Source organism: Pseudomonas oryzagri, from assembly GCF_020831405.1.
In the GTDB taxonomy this organism is placed as follows: domain Bacteria; phylum Pseudomonadota; class Gammaproteobacteria; order Pseudomonadales; family Pseudomonadaceae; genus Geopseudomonas; species Geopseudomonas oryzagri.
The window spans coordinates 242970-264143 of sequence record NZ_JAJHPU010000031.1 but is presented as its reverse complement, the minus strand read 5'-3'; the positions used below and the strand labels follow the sequence as shown (position 1 = coordinate 264143).

The 21174-nt window shown below is 69.2% G+C and carries 22 protein-coding genes; 9 read left to right on the top strand and 13 right to left on the bottom strand.

From position 1 onward, the window contains the following. Both tssI and LMJ29_RS11880 read right to left on the bottom strand, forming a co-directional pair. Window positions 1–1103, bottom strand: a 1103-nt coding sequence (gene tssI / locus LMJ29_RS11885) for a type VI secretion system tip protein TssI/VgrG (RefSeq protein WP_229605739.1), incomplete at its 3' end; no start/stop codon positions are given. Window positions 1104–1266: 163 nt separating this feature from the next. Beyond that, window positions 1267–1785, bottom strand: coding sequence for an Hcp family type VI secretion system effector (locus LMJ29_RS11880; protein WP_229605726.1), 519 nt, complete (start codon window positions 1783–1785; stop codon window positions 1267–1269). Between the two features lie 389 nt (window positions 1786–2174). Here LMJ29_RS11880 and LMJ29_RS11875 point away from each other — a divergent pair, with 389 nt between their 5' ends. Continuing rightward, on the top strand, window positions 2175–3062 hold the full coding sequence (locus tag LMJ29_RS11875) for a lysophospholipid acyltransferase (protein WP_229605725.1): 888 nt from the start codon (window positions 2175–2177) through the stop codon (window positions 3060–3062). Between the two features lie 191 nt (window positions 3063–3253). Here LMJ29_RS11875 and LMJ29_RS11870 read toward each other — a convergent pair whose 3' ends face one another. From LMJ29_RS11870 to def, 6 genes are all read right to left on the bottom strand, one after another. Continuing rightward, on the bottom strand, window positions 3254–3574 hold the full coding sequence (locus LMJ29_RS11870; protein ID WP_229605724.1) for a hypothetical protein: 321 nt from the start codon (window positions 3572–3574) through the stop codon (window positions 3254–3256). 134 nt (window positions 3575–3708) lie between these two features. Further along, the gene (locus LMJ29_RS11865; RefSeq protein ID WP_229605723.1) at window positions 3709–5160 is read right to left on the bottom strand and encodes a TrkH family potassium uptake protein; all 1452 of its coding nucleotides are present in this window, start codon (window positions 5158–5160) and stop codon (window positions 3709–3711) included. A 64-nt stretch (window positions 5161–5224) separates the two neighbouring features. After that, on the bottom strand, window positions 5225–6598 hold the full coding sequence (gene trkA, locus LMJ29_RS11860) for a Trk system potassium transporter TrkA (RefSeq protein WP_229605722.1): 1374 nt from the start codon (window positions 6596–6598) through the stop codon (window positions 5225–5227). 71 nt (window positions 6599–6669) lie between these two features. After that, complete coding sequence (gene rsmB, locus LMJ29_RS11855; protein ID WP_229605721.1) at window positions 6670–7986, bottom strand: 16S rRNA (cytosine(967)-C(5))-methyltransferase RsmB; 1317 nt, start codon at window positions 7984–7986, stop codon at window positions 6670–6672. Then, on the bottom strand, window positions 7986–8927 hold the full coding sequence (gene fmt, locus LMJ29_RS11850) for a methionyl-tRNA formyltransferase (protein ID WP_229605720.1): 942 nt from the start codon (window positions 8925–8927) through the stop codon (window positions 7986–7988). Before fmt ends, rsmB begins: the two co-directional genes overlap by 1 nt. A gap of 49 nt (window positions 8928–8976) precedes the next feature. After that, window positions 8977–9486: a peptide deformylase gene (gene def, locus LMJ29_RS11845; RefSeq protein ID WP_229605719.1), complete on the bottom strand. Its 510-nt coding sequence runs from the start codon at window positions 9484–9486 to the stop codon at window positions 8977–8979. Between the two features lie 142 nt (window positions 9487–9628). Between def and LMJ29_RS11840 the strand changes: the two genes are divergently transcribed. The 3 genes from LMJ29_RS11840 to LMJ29_RS11830 all read left to right on the top strand — a co-directional run bounded on the left by LMJ29_RS11840 (window position 9629) and on the right by LMJ29_RS11830 (window position 12524). After that, on the top strand, window positions 9629–10660 hold the full coding sequence (locus tag LMJ29_RS11840; RefSeq protein ID WP_229605718.1) for a LysM peptidoglycan-binding domain-containing protein: 1032 nt from the start codon (window positions 9629–9631) through the stop codon (window positions 10658–10660). A gap of 105 nt (window positions 10661–10765) precedes the next feature. Continuing rightward, entirely contained in the window at window positions 10766–11875 is a 1110-nt protein-coding gene (gene dprA / locus LMJ29_RS11835; protein ID WP_229605717.1) for a DNA-processing protein DprA, read from the top strand. Between the two features lie 91 nt (window positions 11876–11966). Beyond that, complete coding sequence (locus LMJ29_RS11830; protein WP_229605716.1) at window positions 11967–12524, top strand: L-threonylcarbamoyladenylate synthase; 558 nt, start codon at window positions 11967–11969, stop codon at window positions 12522–12524. A 57-nt stretch (window positions 12525–12581) separates the two neighbouring features. Here the strand turns inward: LMJ29_RS11830 and LMJ29_RS11825 are convergent, their stop codons facing one another. Then, on the bottom strand, window positions 12582–12821 hold the full coding sequence (locus LMJ29_RS11825) for a hypothetical protein (protein ID WP_229605715.1): 240 nt from the start codon (window positions 12819–12821) through the stop codon (window positions 12582–12584). Window positions 12822–13020: 199 nt separating this feature from the next. After that, window positions 13021–13995 (bottom strand): NADPH:quinone reductase, encoded by a 975-nt coding sequence (locus tag LMJ29_RS11820; protein WP_229605714.1) that lies wholly within the window; start codon window positions 13993–13995, stop codon window positions 13021–13023. A 152-nt stretch (window positions 13996–14147) separates the two neighbouring features. Here LMJ29_RS11820 and hemF point away from each other — a divergent pair, with 152 nt between their 5' ends. From hemF to LMJ29_RS11805, 3 genes are all read left to right on the top strand, one after another. After that, window positions 14148–15065, top strand: a complete 918-nt coding sequence (hemF, locus tag LMJ29_RS11815) for an oxygen-dependent coproporphyrinogen oxidase (protein ID WP_229605713.1) — start codon at window positions 14148–14150, stop codon at window positions 15063–15065. Between the two features lie 109 nt (window positions 15066–15174). Next, window positions 15175–15993 (top strand): shikimate dehydrogenase, encoded by an 819-nt coding sequence (gene aroE, locus LMJ29_RS11810; RefSeq protein WP_229605712.1) that lies wholly within the window; start codon window positions 15175–15177, stop codon window positions 15991–15993. A 4-nt stretch (window positions 15994–15997) separates the two neighbouring features. Further along, a complete protein-coding gene (locus LMJ29_RS11805; RefSeq protein WP_229605711.1) occupies window positions 15998–16372 on the top strand; it encodes a DOPA 4,5-dioxygenase family protein in 375 nt (124 codons plus the stop codon). A gap of 142 nt (window positions 16373–16514) precedes the next feature. On the opposite strand, the gene LMJ29_RS11800 is transcribed toward LMJ29_RS11805, so the two are convergent. Continuing rightward, window positions 16515–17738 (bottom strand): CaiB/BaiF CoA transferase family protein, encoded by a 1224-nt coding sequence (locus LMJ29_RS11800; protein ID WP_229605710.1) that lies wholly within the window; start codon window positions 17736–17738, stop codon window positions 16515–16517. Between the two features lie 95 nt (window positions 17739–17833). Further along, window positions 17834–19015 carry an acyl-CoA dehydrogenase gene (locus LMJ29_RS11795; protein ID WP_229605709.1) on the bottom strand — a complete coding sequence of 394 codons (1182 nt, stop codon included), beginning with the start codon at window positions 19013–19015 and terminating at the stop codon, window positions 17834–17836. A gap of 166 nt (window positions 19016–19181) precedes the next feature. On the opposite strand from LMJ29_RS11795, the gene LMJ29_RS11790 reads away from it, so the two are divergent. Beyond that, the gene (locus LMJ29_RS11790; RefSeq protein ID WP_229605708.1) at window positions 19182–20090 is read left to right on the top strand and encodes a LysR family transcriptional regulator; all 909 of its coding nucleotides are present in this window, start codon (window positions 19182–19184) and stop codon (window positions 20088–20090) included. A 147-nt stretch (window positions 20091–20237) separates the two neighbouring features. Continuing rightward, window positions 20238–20384, top strand: coding sequence for a helix-turn-helix domain-containing protein (locus tag LMJ29_RS11785; protein ID WP_377655974.1), 147 nt, complete (start codon window positions 20238–20240; stop codon window positions 20382–20384). Window positions 20385–20446: 62 nt separating this feature from the next. Here the strand turns inward: LMJ29_RS11785 and LMJ29_RS11780 are convergent, their stop codons facing one another. Then, window positions 20447–20842 (bottom strand): hypothetical protein, encoded by a 396-nt coding sequence (locus tag LMJ29_RS11780; RefSeq protein ID WP_229605707.1) that lies wholly within the window; start codon window positions 20840–20842, stop codon window positions 20447–20449. Window positions 20843–21174 lie beyond the last annotated feature (332 nt).

Sequence of the window (21174 nt, the reverse complement as noted above, 5' to 3'; positions counted from 1 at the left end):
GGCTTGGGATGCTTCAGCGGGGGGCGGTGCAGGGTGTCCCAGGGCGTGGCGACGAAGCGGTTGCGGTAGCCCTGCTGGAAGCCGTCGCCAGCGGCGGTATCGCTGGTCACTGCCTCTTCGAGCACCTGCGGCTGGCGGCCCTCATGGTGCACGGCGCGGATCAGCCAGAGGTCGTTCCACTCGCGGCGCGGATGCTCGGTGAGCTCCAGGAAGTGGCCGCTGCGCAGGCTCGGCTGGTCGCCGTCGCCCTCGGCCAGCCGGTAGTCGCTGCGATGACGCTCCAGGGCACGACGGGCCAGCTGCTTGCCGCGCGTGCGCTCGGTGAAGCGGCCGGGGTAGTCGTAGTCCTCCAGATCCGGTTCGAACGCGCTGGTGGCGGCGCTTTCCAGCTGCAGGCGCGGCTGCTCGAAGTCGTAGTCGCGGCGGCTCACCCGGCTGGTGCGGGTCTCCAGGCGCACGGCGAAGTGCTTGATCACCGGCTGGTCGGCCACCAGCCCGCTGTCCGGCAGATAGGCGGTGGGACGGCCCAATTTGGGGAACGCGGTCTGGTCGTCGCCGAACACCAGCACATGGCCGTCCGGGCCGTGGCGGAAGTGGTAGTGGATACCTTCCTCCTCGCACAGGCGCTGCACGAAGTGCAGGTCGGACTCGTCGTACTGCACGCAGTAGTCGCGCGCGGGGTAGTCGGCGCCGAGCTGGAAGCGGTGACCGTCGCCTTCGAGGATGCCGTGCTCCTCCAGCACCCGGGCAAGGATCTGCGGCACGGTGAGGTGCTGGAAGATGCGCTGGTTGACCCGGTGGGCGAGGTAGGCCAGACGCGGCACCAGGCTCAGCCGGTAGCGGGTCAGGCGCTGGCCGGAGTCGCCCTGGGCGATGCGGTAGACCAGACCGTGCACGCCGCCGCCGTCCGCGGCGAAGGTCAGCCAGGCCGGGCGGTTGAGCAGGCTTTCGAGGTCGAGGTCGGGTCGTTCGCCGACCAGTTCGAGCTCGAAGCGGTAGGGAGTGTCGAGGGCTTCGTGGCCGTCGAAGGCGAGCACCTGCAGCTCGGTGTCGATACCGTCGATGTGCAGGGAGAAATGGGCGGCGTTGGCCGAGGCGAACATCCGTTGTTCCTCGTCGGGTCTTCCATCCATGGACAGTCGCCGCTTTTACGTCATCCATCCCGGTGAACGCGGGACGCATTCGGCATTTCGGGCGGGAGGCTGCCCGGGAAACGGCATCGGCCAGACAGGCTGGCCGATGCGCGGGCGGTGCGGGACGGGCGGATCAGGCGGCGATCGGCGCGCGCCAGTCGTCGGAGCCGGAGGTGCCGGAGACCTCGTGGGTCCAGACGATCTTGCGGTAGGTGAAGTAGACGTCCTCCAGGTGGGTGAAGTGCGCCATGTTCGGGTCCTGGCAGTTGGGCATGCGCGACTGCACGTCGACGATGATGGCGTCGTGCAGTTCGATGGTGAAGTAGTGCTCCTGGGTGCCGGTGGCGGAGGTGCGGTACCACTCCAGGCGGCACTTGCTCAGGCGCTCGCCCGAGGTCAGGGCGTTGAAGATCAGCGGCGAGGACTTGTCGAACACCTTGGTGATCATCAGCGGCTTGTGCACGCGCTGGCCGGTGGGTTGGCCGGACTGCGGGTCGCGCGGGATGATGACCTGGTGCTGGAAGGCTTCGACCAGGATCTGGTCCTCGTGGCCTTCCTGGTAGATGTTGCCGACCGAGTCCTCGGTGAAGGTGCCTGCGGTGATCAGGCCTTGCTTGGTGCCTTCGAGGGACAGGTACGCGGGGGTTGGCATGGGGCTCTCCTTTGCCGGGATCATGGACCGCAGCGGTCCGGGAGCCATGCCTGTCGCAACTGCCATGCCAGTCATATTTATTCCTTACATAACAATGACTTGGCGAGGTCGGACGGATGGCCGGCGGGCGCGTTGTGACGGTGGTCGCCAAACTCTGCGCCAAATCCTGCGCAGCGCCGGGCAGGATCTTGCGCAAGCCGCGCGAAGCCAGGCGGGGCGAGGGTCCGCACGGATTTCCCGCGCCCGCGCCCGGCGCCGGTGGGCAACGAGTTGCGCAGTCGCCGGCCCGCCCGCCGGCGGCAAACGCGATGGGGCAATGGGCGTCAAGTCGCCTGCTTTGCTGCCCCGACGGGTACAATGGCCGCCCTGTGCAATCGCCGGAGAACCCCGTGGAGAAGATCAAAGGCGCCCTGGTGGTGGGTGCGCTGCGGCTGGTCGCCGCCCTGCCCTGGTCCGCCGTGCAGCGCCTCGGCGCGCTGATCGGCTGGCTGCAATGGAAGCTGCCCAACCGCGCGCGCGAGGTGGTGCGCATCAACCAGGCCAAGTGCTTTCCCGAGCTGAGCGCCGCCGAGCGCGAGGCGCTGCTCCGGCGCACCCTGCGCGACATCGGCAAGACCTTCACCGAGAGCGCCTGCGCGTGGATCTGGCCGCCGCACAAATCGCTGCAGCTGGTCAGGGAGGTCGAGGGCCTCGAGGTGCTGCAGGCGGCGCTGGCCAGCGGCAAGGGCGTGGTCGGCATCACCAGCCACCTGGGCAACTGGGAGGTGCTCAACCACTACTACTGCGACCAGTGCAAGCCGATCATCTTCTACCGGCCGCCCAAGCAGAAGGCGGTCGACGAGCTGCTGCAGCAGCAGCGCGTGCAGATGGGCAACCGGGTGGCGCCGTCGACCAAGGAAGGCATCCTCAGCGTGATCAAGGAAGTGCGCCGCGGCGGCGCGGTGGGCATCCCCGCCGATCCGGAGCCGAGCGAGGGCAGCGGCGTGTTCGTGCCGTTCTTCGCCGTGCAGGCGCTGACCAGCAAGTTCGTCCCCGGCATGCTCGCCGGCCACAAGGCCGAGGGGGTGTTCCTGCACGCCATCCGCCTGGAGGACGGCAGCGGCTTCAAGGTGATCATCGAGGCGGCGCCGGAGGACATGTACAGCAGCGATCCGGCGGTCGGCGTGGCGGCGATGAGCCGGGTGATCGAGGGCTACGTGCGGCGCTGGCCGAGCCAGTACATGTGGAGCATGAAGCGCTTCAAGAAACGTCCGCAGGGCGAGCCGCGCTGGTACTGAAGGGACGTATCGCGCCGGCCGGCGATCCGCGTCGGTCGCTCGGCGTCGCGCAGCCGGGCCTGCCGGATTGCGGCCGCCGGCCTGCCCCGTCCGCCGCGGGAGCGTCAGTCGGCATCCCGGGGAGGAAGGCGGGGACGGCGCTTTTCCTGCGCGCCGGGCAACGGCGGAAAAGCCCGGCGGGTGGGCGAGATTCAGCGCACCGGCTTGTCCAGCTTCCTGAGGAACACCGTCATCTCCTTCTCCGCCTGCTTGTCGCCATGGCGGCGGGCGGCCTCCAGGCCCTGTTGCCAGGCGGCGCGCGCCGCCTCCGGCTCGCCCAGCGCGAGGCGCGCCTTGCCGAGCAGTTTCCAGGCGGCCGAATAGTTGGCATCGAATTCCACGCAGCGCGCGAGGTGCAGCGCCGCGTGTGCGGCATCGCCGGCATCCAGGTAGGCATTGCCCAGGCCGAAGCGCAGCAGGGCGTTGTCGCGGCCGGCGGCCAGCAGTTTTTCCAGGGCGGCGACTGTGGTCATGATTACCTCCGCAAGGTCCGTTGACGCTCCCGCCAGCCAGGCTCAGGCAAGGCAGGAGTGGCCGAGAGGCGCAGTTTAGTGCCCATGCGCCTGCGCAGCCGATCCCGACGCGCCGCGGCGCGTCGGCAGGCTTCTCAGTAGCGCCAGAAGGTCGGCGACAGCAGCACCACCAGCGAGAACACCTCGAGGCGGCCGAGGATCATCGCCAGGCCGAGCAGCAGCTTGGCGCTGTCCGGCAGGGCCGCGTAGTTGGAGCTGGCCGCGCCGAGCGAAGCGCCGAGGTTGTTCATGCACGAGGACAGCGTGGCGAAGGCGGTGACCGGGTCGAGGCCGGTGCCGAGCAGCAGCAGCAGCAGGCCGAAGAAGGTCACCATGTACATGGCGCAGAAGCCCCACACCGACTCGAGCACCCGGTCGGGCACCTTGCGCCGGCCCATCTTCACTCCGAACACGCCGCTGGGGTGCAGCAGGCGCTGGATCTCGCGCTGGCCCTGGCGCACCACCAGCATGGCGCGCATCACCTTCATGCCGCCGCCGGTGGAGCCGGCGCAGGCGCCGATGAAGGTGGTGTAGAGCAACAGGAACGGCAGAAAGCTCGGCCAGGCGCTGAAGTCGTCGACGCCGAAGCCGGTGGTGGTGAACACCGAGACGACGTGGAAGGCGGCGAAGCGCACCGAGTCGAGCGGGTCCTCGTGGTGGCCGTAGACCAGCAGCACCAGGGTGGTGATGATGAACACCGCGGCGAGCAGCTTGAGGTAGGTCATGCACTCCGGGTCGTGCAGGTAGGCCTTCAGCGAGCGGCTGCGCAGGGCGAGGAAATGCAGGGCGAAGTTCATCCCCGAGGCGGCCATGAAGAAGATGCAGATCGCCTCGATCAGCACGCTGTCGAAGAAGGCGATGCTGGCGTCGTGGGTCGACAGGCCGCCGATGGAGATGGTCGCGAAGCTGTGGCCGATGGCATCGAACAGGCTCATGCCGGCCGCCCAGTAGGCCACCGCGCAGGCGACGGTCAGGCCGCAATAGATCAGCCACAGGGTCTTGGCGGTGTCGGCGATACGCGGCGACAGCTTGTTGTCCTTCAGCGGGCCGGGCATCTCGGCGCGGTACAGCTGCATGCCGCCGATGCCGAGCATCGGCATCACCGCCACCGCCAGAACCACGATCCCCATGCCGCCCAGCCACTGCAGCTGCTGGCGGTAGTAGAGGATCGAGCGCGGCATGTCGTCGAGGCCGGTGAGCACGGTGGCGCCGGTGGTGCTGAGGCCGGAGACCGCCTCGAACAGCGCATCCACCGTGGCCATGTGCGGCCGCTCGCCGATCAGGAAGGGGATGGCGCCGAAGGTGCCGAGGACGAACCAGAACAGCGCGGTGATCAGGTAGCCGTCGCGCACGCGCAGCTCGCCGCGCGCCTCGCGGTTGGGGAACCAGATCAGCGCGCCGGTGACCAGGGTGATGGCGAACGACCAGGCGAAGGTGGGCCAGGTGTGGTCGCCGTCGTGCATGCCGAGCAGCATGGGCGGCAGGTGGGTGACGCTGAAGATGGCCAACAGCAGGCCGAGGATCCGGCAGATGACGGCGTAGTGCATGGGTGGGTCCAGACGCTGGGCCGACCGGCCACGCGCCCGAGGCGCGGCCGGTTCGGGGTGAGACTCAGAAGAAGGTCAGGCCGGCCTGGAACAGGCGCTCGACGTCGCGGATGTGCTTCTTGTCGACCAGGAACAGCAGCACGTGGTCGCCCGACTCGATGCGCGTCTCGCCGTGGGCGATCAGCACCTCGTCGTCGCGGATGATGGCGCCGATGGTGGTGCCCGGCGGCAGCGGTACCTCGGCCACCTTGCGGCCGACCACCCGGCTGGACTTGGCGTCGCCGTGGGCGATGGCCTCGATGGCCTCGGCGGCGCCGCGGCGCAGCGAGTGCACGGCGACGATGTCGCCGCGCCGCACGTGGGTCAGCAGGGTGCCGATGGTCGCCTGCTGCGGGCTGATGGCGATGTCGATCTCGCCGCCCTGGATCAGGTCGACGTAGGCCGGGTTGTTGATCAGGCTCATCACCTTGCGCGCACCGAGGCGCTTGGCCAGCAGCGAGGACATGATGTTGGCCTCGTCGTCGTTGGTCAGGGCGAGGAAGATGTCGGCGTCGCTGATGTTCTCCTCGACCAGCAGGTCGCGGTCGGAGGCGCTGCCCTGCAGGACGATGGTGCTTTCCAGGGCGTCGGACAGATAGCGGCAGCGCGCCGCGTTCATCTCGATGATCTTCACCTGGTAGCGGGTCTCGATGGCCTCGGCCAGGCGCTCGCCGATGTGCCCGCCGCCGGCGATCACCACCTTGCGGTAGCTGTCCTCGACCCGGCGCAGCTCGCTCATCACCGCGCGGATGTGGCTGCGCGCGGCGATGAAGAACACCTCGTCGTCGGCCTCGATCACCGTGTCGCCCTGCGGGAGGATCGGTCGGTCGCGGCGGTAGATGGCCGCCACCCGGGTGTCGACGGTCGGCATGTGCTCGCGGATCTGCTTGAGCTGCTGGCCGACCAGCGGACCGCCGTAGTAGGCGCGCACGCCGACCAGCTGGGCCAGGCCGTCGGCGAAGTCGAGCACCTGCAGGGCGCCGGGATACTCGATCAGGCGGCGGATGTAGTTGGTCACCACCTGCTCGGGGCTGATGAGCACGTCGACCGGGATCGCCTCGTTGCTGAACAGGCCGGCGCGGGTCAGGTAGGCCGCCTCGCGCACCCGGGCGATCTTGGTCGGCGTGTTGAACAGGGTGTAGGCGACCTGGCAGGCGATCATGTTGGTCTCGTCGCTGTTGGTCACCGCCACCAGCATGTCGGCGTCGTCGGCGCCGGCCTGGCGCAGCACGGTCGGGTAGGAGCCCTTGCCCTGGATGGTGCGGATGTCCAGGCGGTCGCCGAGATCGCGCAGGCGCTCGCCGTCGGTGTCGACCACGGTGATGTCGTTGGCCTCGCTGGCCAGGTGCTCGGCCAGGCTGCCGCCGACCTGTCCCGCGCCGAGAATGATGATCTTCATCCGACTACTCCTTGAGGGCGGGTCGTGGCCCGTCGCCTTCTTGTTGGGGTCCAGCCCATCCCGCCGATCCGTCAGGCCCGCGGCGTCGCGGCGATCTTGATCAGCTTGGCATAGTAGAAACCGTCGTGGCCGTCGACCTGGGCCAGCAACTGGCGTCCGTACGGCTGCTTCACGCCGAACGGCCCGGGGATGTCCAGCTCGCGCGCACCCGGCGTGCGGGCGAGGAAGGCCTGGATCACTTCGCTGTTCTCGGTCGGCAGGGTCGAGCAGGTGGCGTAGAGCAGCACCCCGCCGACCTCGAGGGTCGGCCACAGGGCGTCGAGCAGCTCGCCCTGCAGGCTGGCCAGCGCGGCGATGTCTTCGGGCTGGCGGGTCAGCTTGATGTCCGGATGGCGGCGGATCACCCCGGTGGCCGAGCAGGGCGCATCGAGGAGGATGCGCTGGAACGGCTGGCCGTTCCACCACTGGTCGACGGCGCGGGCATCGGCGGCGACCAGCTTGGCGTCGAGCTTGAGGCGCGCGAGGTTCTCGCGTACGCGGGTGAGGCGGCTCTCCTCCAGATCGACGGCGGTGACGTCGAGGGTCGGCTCGGCCTCCAGCAGGTGGCAGGTCTTGCCGCCGGGGGCGCAGCAGGCGTCCAGCACGCGCAGCTTCGGCTTGAGCTCGAGCAGGTCGGCGGCCAGCTGGGCGGCTTCGTCCTGCACGCTGACCTGTCCTTCGGCGAAGCCCGGCAGGCTGGTGACGTCGCAGGGGCTGGCCAACTGCACGCCATCCGTGCTGAACGGGCAGGCGTGCGCGGCGATGCCGGCGGCGGCCAGCTCGGCGAGATAGGCGTCGCGGCTGCCGTGGCGGCGGTTGACCCGCAGGGTCAGCGGCGGATGGCTGTTGTTGGCGGCGCAGATCGCTTCCCAGTCCGCCGGCCAGTGCGCCTTGAGCGCCTTCTGCAGCCAGCGCGGATGGGCGGTGCGCGCCGCCGGGTCCTTCTCCAGCGCGGCGAGCAACGCCTCGCCCTCGCGCTGCACGCGGCGCAGCACGGCGTTGAGCAGGCCCTTGGCCGAGGACTTCTTCAGCTTGTCGACGCAACCGACCGTCTCGCCGATCGCCGCGTGGGCGGGAATCCGTGTGTACAGCAGCTGGTAGAGGCCGATCAGCAGCAGCGCCTCGAGGTCCTTGTCGGCGGCCTTGAACGGCTTGTGCAGCAACTGCTCGGCGAGCAGGGCCAGGCGCGGCTGCCAGCGCGCGGCGCCGAAGGCCAGCTCCTGGGTCAGGCCGCGGTCGCGCGGCTCGACCTTGTCCAGCTGCGCCGGCAGCGCGCTGCCCAGCGAGGCCTTGCCGGCGAGCACGGCGCCGAGCGCGCGGGCGGCGGCCAGCCGCGGATCGAGGCTCATCAGGCCAGCACCAGGCCGGCGGCGAACTGCTCGCGGCGGCTGTTGTACAGGTCGGCGAAATCGAGCGGCTTGCCGCCCGGCAGCTGCAGGCGGGTCAGGCGCAGCGCGCCCTCGCCGCAGGCCACGGTGAGGCCGTCGCGGCTGGCGTCGAGAATGGTACCGGGCGCGCCCTGTCCTTCCGCCAGCGCGGCGGCGTAGACCTTGAGCGCCGCCTCGCCGAGCGTGGTGTGGCAGATCGGCCAGGGATTGAAGGCGCGCACCAGGCGCTCCAGCTCCACGGCCGGACGGCTCCAGTCGAGGCGCGCCTCGTCCTTGTTCAGCTTGTGCGCGTAGGTAGCCAGGGCGTCGTCCTGTACTTCGCCCGTCAGGCTGCCGGCAGCCAGCTGCGGAATGGCCTCGACCACCGCGGCGGCGCCCAGTACCGCCAGGCGGTCGTGCAGGCTGCCGCCGGTGTCGCTGGCGGAGATCGGCGTGGTGACCTTGAGCAGCATCGGCCCGGTGTCCAGGCCGGCCTCCATTTGCATCACGGTGACGCCGCTCTCGGCGTCGCCGGCCTGCACCGCGCGCTGGATCGGCGCGGCGCCGCGCCAGCGCGGCAGCAAGGAAGCGTGGCTGTTGATGCAACCGAGATGCGGGATGTCGAGCACCACCTGCGGCAGGATCAGGCCGTAGGCGACCACCACCATCAGGTCGGGCTCGAGAGCCGCCAGTTCGGCCTGGGCGGCCGTATCGCGCAGGGTCTGCGGCTGGTGGACGGCGATGCCGTGGGCGACGGCGAGCTGCTTGACCGGGCTGGCCATCAGCTTCTGGCCGCGGCCGGCCGGACGATCGGGCTGGGTGTACACCGCCACCGGCGTGAGGCCCGCATCGAGCAGGGCCTGGAGGTGAATGGCGGCAAATTCCGGGGTACCGGCGAAGACGATGCGCAGGGGCTGGCTCATGGGGCTCGCTCAAGAAAAAAGGCTTGCCGCGGGCAAGCCTTCCGGTGAATCAGGAGTGTTGCAGGCGATGCTGTTTTTCCAGCTTCTTCTTGATGCGGTCGCGCTTGAGGCTGGACAGGTAGTCGACGAACAGCTTGCCGTTGAGGTGGTCGCACTCGTGCTGGATGCACACGGCGAGCAGGCCCTCGGCGACTTCCTCGAACGGCTGGCCGTCGCGGTCCAGCGCCTTGATGCGCACCGCGAGCGGGCGGTCGACGTTCTCGTAGAAGCCGGGCACCGACAGGCAGCCTTCCTGGTAGGGGCCGAGGTCCTGGGTGAGCGCTTCCAGCTCGGGGTTGATGAACACCCGCGGCGCGCTCTTGTCCTCGGACAGGTCCATTACCACCACGCGCAGGTGCACGTTGACCTGGGTCGCCGCCAGGCCGATGCCGGGCGCGGCGTACATGGTCTCGAACATGTCGTCGATCAGCTGGCGGATGGAGTCGTCCACCGCCGTCACCGGTTTGGCCAGGGTGCGCAGCCGCGGATCGGGGAATTCGAGAATGTTCAGGATCGCCATATGCGTTTGTGATGCACTTGTGGAATCAATCGAAAACCGGCTGATAAGATGGCCGGCAGCCCGAAAACCGGCCTGAAACCGCGTATTTCGCCGGCCTGCGCACTGCGGCGTCTAGTCGGCACATGATAAAGGGATTCACCTCATGAGGAAATCATTAGTCGCCCTGCTGCTGATGGCGGCTGGCAGTCTGGCCCAGGCCGAAGTCCAGCTCAAGGACGGCCATCCGCAAGCCTACACGGTAGTGCGCGGCGATACGCTGTGGGACATTTCCGGCAAGTTCCTGCGTCAGCCGTGGAAATGGCCGGAAATCTGGCAGGCCAACCCGCAGGTACAGAACCCCAACCTGATCTACCCGGGCGACGTACTCAACCTGGTCTACGTCGACGGCCAGCCACGCATCGTGCTCAACCGAGGCGAGTCGCGCGGCACCATCAAGCTGTCGCCGAACGTGCGCAGCACCCCGCTGGCCGAGTCGATCCCGACCATCCCGCTGGAGAAGATCAACAGCTTCCTGCTCAGCAACCGCATCCTCGACAGCGACGTCGAGTTCAGCCAGGCCCCCTACGTGGTGGCCGGCAATGCCGAGCGCGTGATCAGCGGCGCCGGCGACCGTCTGTACGCGCGCGGCGACTTCGTCCACGGCGGCGAGGGCCAGGTCTACGGCATCTTCCGTCAGGGCAAGGCCTACACCGACCCGCAGACCGGCGAGGTCCTCGGTATCAACGCCGACGACATCGGCACCGGCGAGGTGGTCGCCGAGGAAGGCGACATCGCCACCCTGGCGCTCAGCCGCACCACCCAGGAAGTCCGCCTGGGCGACCGTCTGCTGCCCACCGAGGAGCGTTCGATCAGCTCGACCTTCATGCCCAGCGAGCCGGCCAGCCAGATCGACGGTGTGATCCTCGACGTGCCGCGCGGCGTGACCCAGATCGGCCAGCTCGACGTGGTCACCCTCAACAAGGGCCGTCGCGACGGCCTCGAGGAAGGCAACGTGCTGGCGGTGTACAAGACCGGCGAGACCGTGCGCGACCGCATCACCGGCGAGAGCGTGAAGATCCCCGACGAGCGCTCCGGCCTGCTGATGGTGTTCCGCACCTACGACAAGCTCAGCTACGGCCTGGTGCTCAACGCCACCCGTTCGCTGTCGGTACTCGACAAGGTGCGCAATCCGTAACCCGCTATGCTCGACACCAGCGCCCCCACCTGGGGGCGTTGTCTTTTGGGCGGTGAACTCCTAGTCTCCTGAGCTTCCCTTCTTTCCCGATCAAGGATGATCGCCATGCCCTGCCCCGCCGCCCTGTCGCCGGCCGAGACGGAAGCCCGCCTGCGTCTGCACGCCCTGCCGGAGATCGGTCCGCGGCGCTTCCGTCTGCTGCTCTCCGCCTTCGGCTCGGCCGCCGCCGCGCTCAGCGCCCCGGCCAGCGCCTGGCGCGCCCTCGGTCTGCCCGAGGTCGCCGCCGTGGCGCGGCGCAGCGCAGGTGTGCGCGAGCAGGCTGCCACCGCCCTGCGCTGGCTGGAGCAGCCCGCCCGGCACCTGTTGTGCCATGACGATCCGCGTTACCCGGCCCTGCTCGGCGAGCTGGGCGATGCGCCGCCTTTGCTGTTCGTCGCCGGCGCGGCGCAGCTGCTCGAGCGCCCGCAGCTGGCGATGGTCGGCAGCCGCCAGGCCAGCCGGCCGGGGCTGGATACCGCCGCGCGCTTCGCCCGCAGCCTGGCCGGCGGCGGCTTCGTGGTCACCAGCGGCCTGGCCCTGGGCATCGACGGCGCCGCCCACCTCGGCGCCCTGGAGGCCGGCGGCGCCACCGTGGCGGTGCTCGGCACCGGCCTGGAGTGTCTGTATCCCAAGCGGCACAGCGGCCTGGCCCAGCGCATCCTCGCCGAGGGTGGCGCGCTGGTCTCCGAACTGCCGCTCGACGCGCCGCCGCAGGCCGCCAACTTCCCGCGCCGCAACCGCATCATCAGCGGCCTGTCGCTCGGCGTGCTGGTGGTCGAGGCCAGCCCGTCGAGCGGCTCGCTGATTACCGCGCGACTGGCCGCCGAGCAGGGCCGCGAGGTGTTCGCCATCCCCGGCTCGATCCATCACCCCGGTGCGCGCGGCTGCCACCAACTGATCCGCGAGGGCGCGCAACTGGTGGAGACGGTGGAGGACATCCTCGCCGCCCTGCGCGGCTGGCAGCACCAGCCGGCGATGCCGGCGCCGCACCCGGCGGGCGACGCGCCGGGCGCCGAGCACCCGCTGCTCGCCCTGCTGCGCGCCGCCCCGCAGAGCAACGAGGCGCTGGCGGTCAGCAGCGGCCTGGCGCTGCCCGAGCTGCTGGTCCAGCTCACCGAACTGGAGCTGGACGGACGGATCGCGCGCGACAACGGCTGCTGGGTCTGCTGCAGCTGAGGCGGCGCCGGCTGGCCGTCGTCGCGAGGCTCGCCTCTGCACCGCCAGCAGGTAAACTGCGCCGCAGTTTTCCTGGTAGGCGGAGAGGGGCATGGTCGGAGAGTGGCGGGTGCGGCGGGCGGCGCAGGTGGTGCGCCAGGGCGGAGTGATCGCCTATCCCACCGAGGCGGTGTGGGGCGTGGGCTGCGATCCGTGGGATGCCGCGGCGGTGTATCGTCTGCTGGAACTCAAGCAGCGACCGGTGGAAAAGGGCCTGATCCTGGTCGCCGCCGATATCGGCCAGTTCGACTTCCTGCTCGCCGACCTGCCGGCGGCCTGGCAGGCGCAGCTCGCGCGCAGCTGGCCGGGGCCGAACACCTGGCTGGTGCCGCACCAGGGGCGCCTGCCCGAGTGGATCAGCGGGATGCACGACAGCGTGGCCCTGCGCGTCAGCGACCACCCGCTGGTGCGCGCGTTGTGCGCCCACACCGGCCCGCTGGTGTCGACCTCGGCCAACCCGGCCGGCCGCCCGGCGGCGCGTTCACGCCTGCGCGTCGAGCAGTATTTCGGCGACCAGCTGGATGGCGTGCTCGGCGGCGCCGTCGGCGGGCGCAAGAACCCCAGTCTGATCCGCGACCTGCGCAGTGGTCAGGTGATCCGTCCCTCGTAGCCGAGCCTTCGTCCCGGCCGAGCGGCGAAGTCGGCTCGGGCTGCGCCGGCTCGCGCTTCAGTCGTCGGAGCGACGCAGCTTGGTCCAGCCGTGCCGACTGAGGAAACGACCGGTGCTGCCGAACAGGGCGAAGCGGGTCGCGCGCCAGGCCGCCGTCAGCGGACCGCACTCCAGCGAGCGTATCTTGTGGTATGCCCAACTCCAGCGCCTGGCGGAGCGTTGCGCGCTGGCGGGGGTGTGTGGATCGGGCGCAACGGCGGGGCGGGCGCCCTTCGGGGTGCGGATCGAGTCTGCCATGACGAATCACCGAGGTTATGGGCGTGTGGAAGGCCGGTGCGGACTTCCCGGTCCAAAAATGCGAACTCGGTCAAATCTAGCCGTGCGTGCTTTGCAATGCCATGAATTTTGTAAGGCATTTGCTTGAATGGGCGGGCTTGCAAGAGCGGCCATCCGCTGGTCCCCTGCCGGGCTGGCATGGCCCGACAGGGGCGGCCTATCAGGGCAGCAGGATGGTGGAGCCCACGGTCTGCCGCGCGCTCAGGGCGATCTGCGCCTGGGCGGCGTCGGCCAGGGCGTAGCGCTGGCCGATGTCCACCTGCAGGGTGCCATCGGCGATCAGCCCATACAGCTCGGCGGCCATCGCGCGCAGGCGCGCCGGGGTGTCGGCGTAGCCGGCCAGGGTCGGCCGGGTGACGTACAGGCAGCCCTTCTGGGCGAGGATGCCGAGGTTGACCCCGGTGACCGGCCCGGAGGCGTTGCCGAAGCTGACCATGAGACCGCGCTTGGCCACGCAGTCCAGCGAGGTCTCCCAGGTGTCCTTGCCCACCGAGTCGTAGACCACCGGGCATTTCTCGCCATTGGTGAGCTCCAGCACCCGCTGCACCACGTTCTCGCGGCTGTAGTCGATGGTCGCCCAGGCGCCCAGCGCCTCGGCGCGCGCGGCCTTCTCGGCCGAACCCACGGTGCCGATCAGCTTCACCCCGAGCGCCCTGGCCCACTGGCAGGCCAGGCTGCCGACGCCGCCGGCGGCGGCGTGGAACAGCACGGTTTCGCCGCCCTGGAGCTGGCCGATCTGGCGCAGCAGATACTGCACGGTCAGGCCCTTGAGGGTCGCCGCGGCGGCCTGCTCGCAGCTCACCCCGTCGGGCAGCGCCACCAGCACGTCGGCTGGCACGCAGTGCAGTTCGGCGTAGGAGCCCTGCGGGCCGGTGCAGTAGGCCACCCGCTCGCCGACCCGGAACTCGTGAACCTCGGCGCCGACCGCCTCGACCACCCCGGCACCCTCGCTGCCCAAGCCCGCGGGCAGGTTCAGCGGGTACAGGCCGCTGCGGTAGTAGATGTCGATGAAGTTGAGGCCGACGGCCTGGTTGCGCACCAGCACCTCGCGCGGGCCGGGCGCGGCCGGGGTGAAATCGACGTACTCGAGCACTTCGGGGCCGCCGGTGCGGCTGAGCTGAATGCGTTTGGCCATGGCCGGAATCCTCGTGGGAGAGCAAGGCGCCCATCCAACCCGGCGCACCGACCTGCGTCAAGCGCGAGGCGCCGGCGGCGGTGGTATGCTTGCCGCCTGTTTCGCGCCGCAGGCCACGCGCTGCGCGGCCCAGTCTGGATTCGAGGTGACTTGTGACTGATCGTATCGCCGCCGTGAAGGCCTACCTGCTCGACCTGCAAGACCGTATCTGCGCCGCCCTCGAAGCCGAGGACGGCGGCGCGCGCTTTCGCGAGGAAAGCTGGGAGCGTGAGGGCGGCGGTGGCGGCCGCACCCGGGTGCTGGAAAACGGCGCGCTGATCGAGAAGGGCGGGGTCAACTTCTCCCACGTGTTCGGCGACGGTCTGCCGCCGTCGGCCAGCGCCCACCGTCCCGAACTGGCCGGGCGCAGTTTCCAGGCCCTCGGCGTGTCGCTGGTGATCCATCCGGAAAACCCCCACGTGCCCACCTCGCACGCCAACGTGCGGCTGTTCTGCGCCGAGAAGGAAGGCGAGGAGCCGGTGTGGTGGTTCGGCGGCGGCTTCGACCTGACCCCCTACTACGGCGTCGAGGAAGACTGCATCGAGTGGCACCGGGTGGCGCGCGCCGCCTGCGAGCCGTTCGGCGCCGACGTCTATCCGCGCTACAAGGCCTGGTGCGACCGCTACTTCCACCTCAAGCACCGCGGCGAGCCGCGCGGCATCGGCGGCCTGTTCTTCGACGACCTCAACGAGTGGGACTTCGACACCTGCTTTGCCTTCATCCGCGCGGTGGGCGACGCCTACATCGACGCCTACCTGCCGATCGTCCAGAAGCGCAAGGCCACCCCGTTCACCGAGCAGCAGCGCGAGTTCCAGGCCTACCGTCGCGGCCGCTACGTGGAGTTCAACCTGGTGTTCGACCGCGGCACCCTGTTCGGCCTGCAGTCCGGCGGGCGTACCGAGTCGATCCTGATGTCGCTGCCGCCGATCGTGCGCTGGGGCTACGACTGGAAGCCGGAGCCGGGCACCCCGGAGGCGCGCCTGACCGAGTACTTCCTCCAGGACCGCGACTGGCTGGGCGAAAACGCCTGAACCCCGTAGGGTGGAGGACGCGCGCAGCGATCTTCCACCGCAATGCTCCCAGGTGGACAAGGCTGCGCCGTTGTCCACCCGACGGTTTCCGCCTGCTTCGAGGATCTCCATGGACCGCTATTGCGTGTTCGGCAACCCCATCGGCCACAGCAAGTCGCCGCTGATCCATCGCTTGTTCGCCGCGCAGACCGGCGAGCAGCTCAGCTACGAGGCGCTGCTGGCGCCGCTGGAGGATTTCACCGCGTTCGCCCGCGAATTCTTCGTCGAGGGCCGCGGCGCCAACGTCACCGTGCCGTTCAAGGAGGAGGCCTACCGCCTGGTCGACGAGCTGACCGCGCGCGCCGCCCGCGCCGGCGCGGTGAACACCCTGAAGAAGCTGGAGGACGGCCGCCTGCTCGGCGACAACACCGACGGCGCCGGCCTGGTGCGCGACCTCAGGAATGCGGGAATCGAGCTGCGCGGCCGGCGCATCCTGCTGCTCGGCGCCGGCGGCGCGGTGCGCGGCGTGCTCGAGCCCTTCCTCGCCGAGCAGCCGGCCGAGCTGGTGATCGCCAACCGCACGGTGGCCAAGGCCGAGGAGCTGGCGCGCCTGTTCGCCGACCTCGGCCCGGTGATGGCCAGCGGCTTCGACTGGCTCGACGCGCCGGTCGACCTGATCGTCAACGGCACCTCGGCGAGCCTGGCCGGAGAGCTGCCGCCACTGGCGCCGACGCTGATCCAGCCCGGCCACACCCAGTGCTACGACATGATGTACGGCAAGGAGCCGACCGCCTTCAACCGCTGGGCCGCCGGGCAGGGCGCGGCGCGCACCCTGGACGGCCTGGGCATGCTGGTCGAGCAGGCCGCCGAGGCGTTCTTCGTCTGGCGCGGCGTGCGCCCGGACAGCGCGCCGGTGCTGGCCGAGCTGCGCCGCCAGCTGGCGGGCTGAGACGATGGCCGACTATCTGGACAGCGCGCGCATCCGCGGCTGGCACGCCCACGTCTACTTCGACGCCGGCACCCTCGAGCAGGCGCGCGCCCTGTGCGAGGCGGCCGCCGCACGCTTCCCGGGGCTGAAGATGGGCCGCGTGCACGAGAAGCCGGTCGGCCCGCACCCGGACTGGAGCTGCCAGCTGGCCTTGCGCGCCGAGCTGTTCGCCGAGGTATTGCCCTGGCTGACGCTCAATCGCGGCGGGCTCACCGTGTTCGTCCACCCGATCACCGGCGAGGACCTCGTCGACCACCGCGACCGCGCCATCTGGCTCGGCGAGGTGCGTCCGCTGGATCTCTCGGTACTGCCGGAAACCTCGGTGGTCTACGACCTCTGAGGGCTGTCTCCCTCCCTCAGCCCGGTCTGGGGGCGCGCTGATCGCTCGAACGTCGCCAGCCGGCGCTCCCGCCTCTGGTCTGCCCTGAAAAAAACCGGGCCTATGGCCCGGTTGCAGTACCTACCGCGTGAGGTAAACCGCCTCAGATCACCCCGCCGGCGCGCAGCGCGGCAATCGCTTCGCCATCCAGGCTCAGGCGCTCTCTGAGCACCTGCTCAGTGTGTTCGCCGAGCAGCGGCGGCGCGTTGCGGTACTCCACCGGGGTGGCCGACAGGCGCAGCGGGCTGGCCACCCCCGGCGCGGTGCCGCCGAGCGAATGCGGCAGGTCGACCTTGAGGCCGCGGGCCAGCACCTGCGGATCGGCGAACACCTGGGCCAGGTCGTTGATCGGCCCGCATGGCACGCCGGCATCCTCCAGCGCGGCGACCCACTCGGCGGTGGTCTTGAACACCGTGGCCTGGCGGATCAGCGGGATCAGCTCGGCGCGGTGGGCGACCCGCGCGCTGTTGTTGGCAAAGCGCGGATCGTCCGCCCACTCCGGATGCCCGGCGACCTCGCAGAACTTGCGGAACTGGCCGTCGTTGCCGACGGTGAGGATGAAGTCGCCATCCGCCGTCGGAAAATCCTGGTACGGCACGATGTTCGGATGGGCGTTGCCCAGGCGGCGCGGCGCCACGCCGGTGGTCAGGTAGTTGAGCGCCTGGTTGGCCAGGCAGGCCACCTGCACGTCGAGCAGCGCCAGGTCGATATGCTGGCCCTCGCCGCTGGCGTGGCGGTGGTTGAGCGCGGCGAGCACCGCCACGCTGGCGTGCAGGCCGGTGAGGATGTCGGTCAGCGCCACGCCGACCTTCACCGGGCCGGCGCCCTCCTCGCCTTCGCTGCGCCCGGTCAGGCTCATCAGCCCGCCGAGTCCCTGGATCATGAAGTCGTAGCCGGCGCGCTGGGCGTAGGGCCCCTGCTGGCCGAAGCCGGTGATCGAGCAGTAGATCAGCCGCGGGTTGATCGCCTTCAGGCTCGCGTAGTCGAGGCCGTAGGCGGCCAGGCCGCCGACCTTGAAGTTCTCCAGGAGGATGTCCGACTGCGCCGCCAGCTCGCGGATCAGGCGCTGACCTTCCGGCTTGGTGAAGTCGACGGTCAGCGAGCGCTTGTTGCGGTTGGCGCACAGGTAGTAGGCCGCCTCCGCGGTGTCGCGGCCCTCGGCGTCCCTGAGGAACGGCGGGCCCCAGTGGCGGGTGTCGTCGCCCGAGCCCGGGCGCTCCACCTTGATGACGTCGGCGCCGAGGTCGGCGAGCATCTGCCCGGCCCAGGGGCCGGCCAGCACGCGGGACAGGTCGAGGACGCGGAGATTGGCCAGGGCGCCGGACATGGCGGAACTTCCTTGCTGGGGCGGAACAGACCTGCGGTCCGTTGCACCGGAGGGGGATGGAGGGGGGATGGCGCCCGGGCCATCCCCCGTGGCGATCAGTAGAAGGCCTGGATGCCGGTCTGCGCGCGGCCGAGGATCAGTGCGTGGATGTCGTGGGTGCCCTCGTAGGTGTTGACCACCTCGAGGTTGACCAGGTGGCGGGCCACGCCGAACTCGTCGCTGATGCCGTTGCCGCCCAGCATGTCGCGCGCCAGGCGGGCGATGTCCAGCGCCTTGCCGCAGCTGTTGCGCTTCATGATCGAGGTGATCTCCACCGCCGCGGTGCCCTCGTCCTTCATCCGCCCCAGGCGCAGGCAGCCCTGCAGGGCCAGGGTGATCTCGGTCTGCATGTCGGCCAGCTTCTTCTGGATCAGCTGGTTGGCGGCCAGCGGACGGCCGAACTGCTGGCGGTCCAGCACGTACTGGCGGGCGGTGTGCCAGCAGGCCTCGGCGGCACCCAGCGCGCCCCAGGCGATGCCGTAGCGCGCCGAGTTCAGGCAGGTGAACGGACCCTTGAGGCCGCGCACCTCGGGGAAGATGTTCTCTTCCGGCACGAACACGTTGTCCATGACGATCTCGCCGGTGATCGAGGCGCGCAGGCCGACCTTGCCGTGGATCGCCGGGGCGCTGAGGCCCTGCCAGCCCTTCTCCAGCACGAAGCCGCGGATGTCGCCGGCGTCGTCCTTGGCCCAGACCACGAACACGTCGGCGATCGGGCTGTTGGTGATCCACATCTTGCTGCCGGTCAGGCGGTAGCCGCCGTCGACCTTCCTGGCGCGGGTGATCATCGAGCCCGGGTCGGAGCCGTGGTTCGGCTCGGTCAGGCCGAAGCAGCCGATCCACTCGCCGCTGGCCAGCTTGGGCAGGTACTTCTGCTTCTGCGCCTCAGTGCCGAACTCGTTGATCGGCACCATCACCAGCGAGGACTGCACGCTCATCATCGAGCGGTAGCCGGAGTCGATGCGCTCGACCTCGCGGGCGATCAGGCCGTAGCACACGTAGTTGAGGCCGCTGCCGCCGTACTCGACCGGGATGGTCGCGCCGAGCAGGCCGGTCTCGCCCATCTCGCGGAAGATCGCCGGGTCGGTCTGCTCGTGGCGGAACGCTTCCAGCACCCGCGGCGCCAGCTTGTCGGCGGCGAACTTCTGCGCGCTGTCGCGCACCATGCGTTCCTCGGCGGTCAGTTGCTGGTCGAGCAGCAGCGGGTCTTCCCAGTTGAAGCGGGCGTTGGCAGCCATGGGGGCATCCTCGAAATTGTGGTTATGGCGCGCTAGGGCGATGCATTGATCCTAGGCGTCCATAGGACACCCGGCAACCGAGGATTTCGCACGCTGTTGTGCTGTTTGCGCACTCCGAAACTGCTGTAAAGTGAGCTGTACAGCTTATGCAGTGAGTCTGTCGCACATGCGTCGCAAGATCCCCAGCACCGCCGCGCTGGTCGCCTTCGAGTCGGCGGCGCGCCACCAGAGCTTCACCAAGGCCGCCGAGGAGCTGGCGCTGACGCAGAGCGCGGTGTGCCGGCAGATCGCCGCGCTGGAGGCCTTCCTTGGCGTCGAGCTGTTCCGCCGCACCCGCCGCGGCGTGCGTCTGACCGAGGAGGGGCTGTCCTACGGCCGGCGCATCGCCGCCCAGCTCGACGCGGTGGAGCGCGACACCCTGGCGGTGATGGGCCAGCAGGGCAGCACCAGCCTGGAGCTCGCCGTGGTGCCGACCTTCGCCACCCAGTGGCTGCTGCCGCGGCTCAAGGACTTCCAGGGCCGCCACCCCGAGGTCACAGTCAACCTGACCAACCGCACCCGGCCGTTCCTGTTCGCCGACACCGAGTTCGACGCCGCCGTGTACTTCGGCGACGCCGACTGGCCGGGCACCGCCGCCGACTTCCTGATGCGCGAGAACCCGGTGCCGGTGTGCAGCCCGGAGCTGGTCGCTCCGCACAGCAGCCTCGACGCCCGGGCGATCGCCGCCTTGCCGCTGTTGCAGCAGAGCACCCGGCCGTACGCCTGGCGGCAGTGGTTCGGCTCGCTCGGCCTGCAGGTCGAGGGCGATATGCGCGGGCCGCGCTACGAGCTGTTCTCCATGCTCGCCCAGGCCGCCATGCACGGCATGGGCGTGGCGCTGATTCCGCCGCTGTTGATCCAGCGCGAGCTGGCCGAGGGCCGCCTGATCGTGCCCTTGCAGCACGCCTACCTGAGCGACAAGGCCTATTACCTGATCGTCCCCGAGCGCAAGGCAGAATCGGCGGCGCTGCGCGCCTTCCGCGACTGGCTGCTCGACCAGGCGCAAAGCTATCGTGCCGAGATGGGACTGGAGTGAGCCTCCGAGGACATCCGCCTGCTGTTCGCGCAGCTTGCCCGCGAGGCCGCTGCCCGTCACGGCCGCGAGCCGCGTCCGCTGGCCCCCGCCGAACCGGCCGCCTGATTACCTATAGCTGGCCGAACAGCTGAACGCCTTAGAGGCCCTGTGCCTGCCCAGGCGCTGCAGCATGGCCGCGGCAACATCGCCGAGGCCATGACCCTGCTGCAGCTATCGCGGCGCACGCTGAACGAGAAGATGCCGCGGCGTGAGATCAGTCGGGGGAGTTTGTCAGAGATGAAGAGAGCTGAGTGACGCCGTTCAGACTCTCCGGATTGGCGAAAGAGGCCGTTGGCCGGGCAGGTGGTGAGTTCTGTTCATATATGCCCCAACCTTCTGGCTACGACGTAAGTGATGCCGCGCGAGAGCAACAGGCCGGAAATGGTCGGAATAACCAAGATGATAAAGAGGTGGCTCCCGAAGACTCCTGCGATCGACGGGAAGAGCAGAGCGACCAGCAAGACTATGATTAGCGCCGCCACATCGGCGAAAAGGGCCAATAGGATGCCGAATAGCGACAGCCCGCCCATGGTGACCACGAAGAGCAGGATGCTGACTATCCCGGTCGCCAGCATGCTCAGGACGGCGGTCCACTCTCGGCCGGTATGCCAGTAATACATTGGGCTCTTGAATTTTCTGAGCTTTCCAAGCCAGTTATCGTATGGGAGCTGGCTATTCTTTGGGCTATTGGTTTGGTTTTCTGGTGAGTTCATGGCGGCACATCTCCAATGTTGAATATTCGAAGTCTTGTTTGAATTTATTGGCTGGTAACACTGAGGCTGCGCGGGTTGTCGGCCACTTATCTCGGAGGGCTGAGTTGTTCTCAACTCTTCACGATTCACGGCACCCCGAATGGTGCCACCTAGCGAGAGTGCCTGTAGCTAGAAACACTCGCTTTGGCGCAGGGCTCCATCGAGCGGGAGGAAGTATCACTTGCCGGTGCGACACAGCGTGTCGTACGGGAGTGAGATGACGAACCTCTCGCCGGTTCAGGCGGCCACAAGGAACCACAGGCCATGTCATCCATCTCGGCAACTCATCGAGT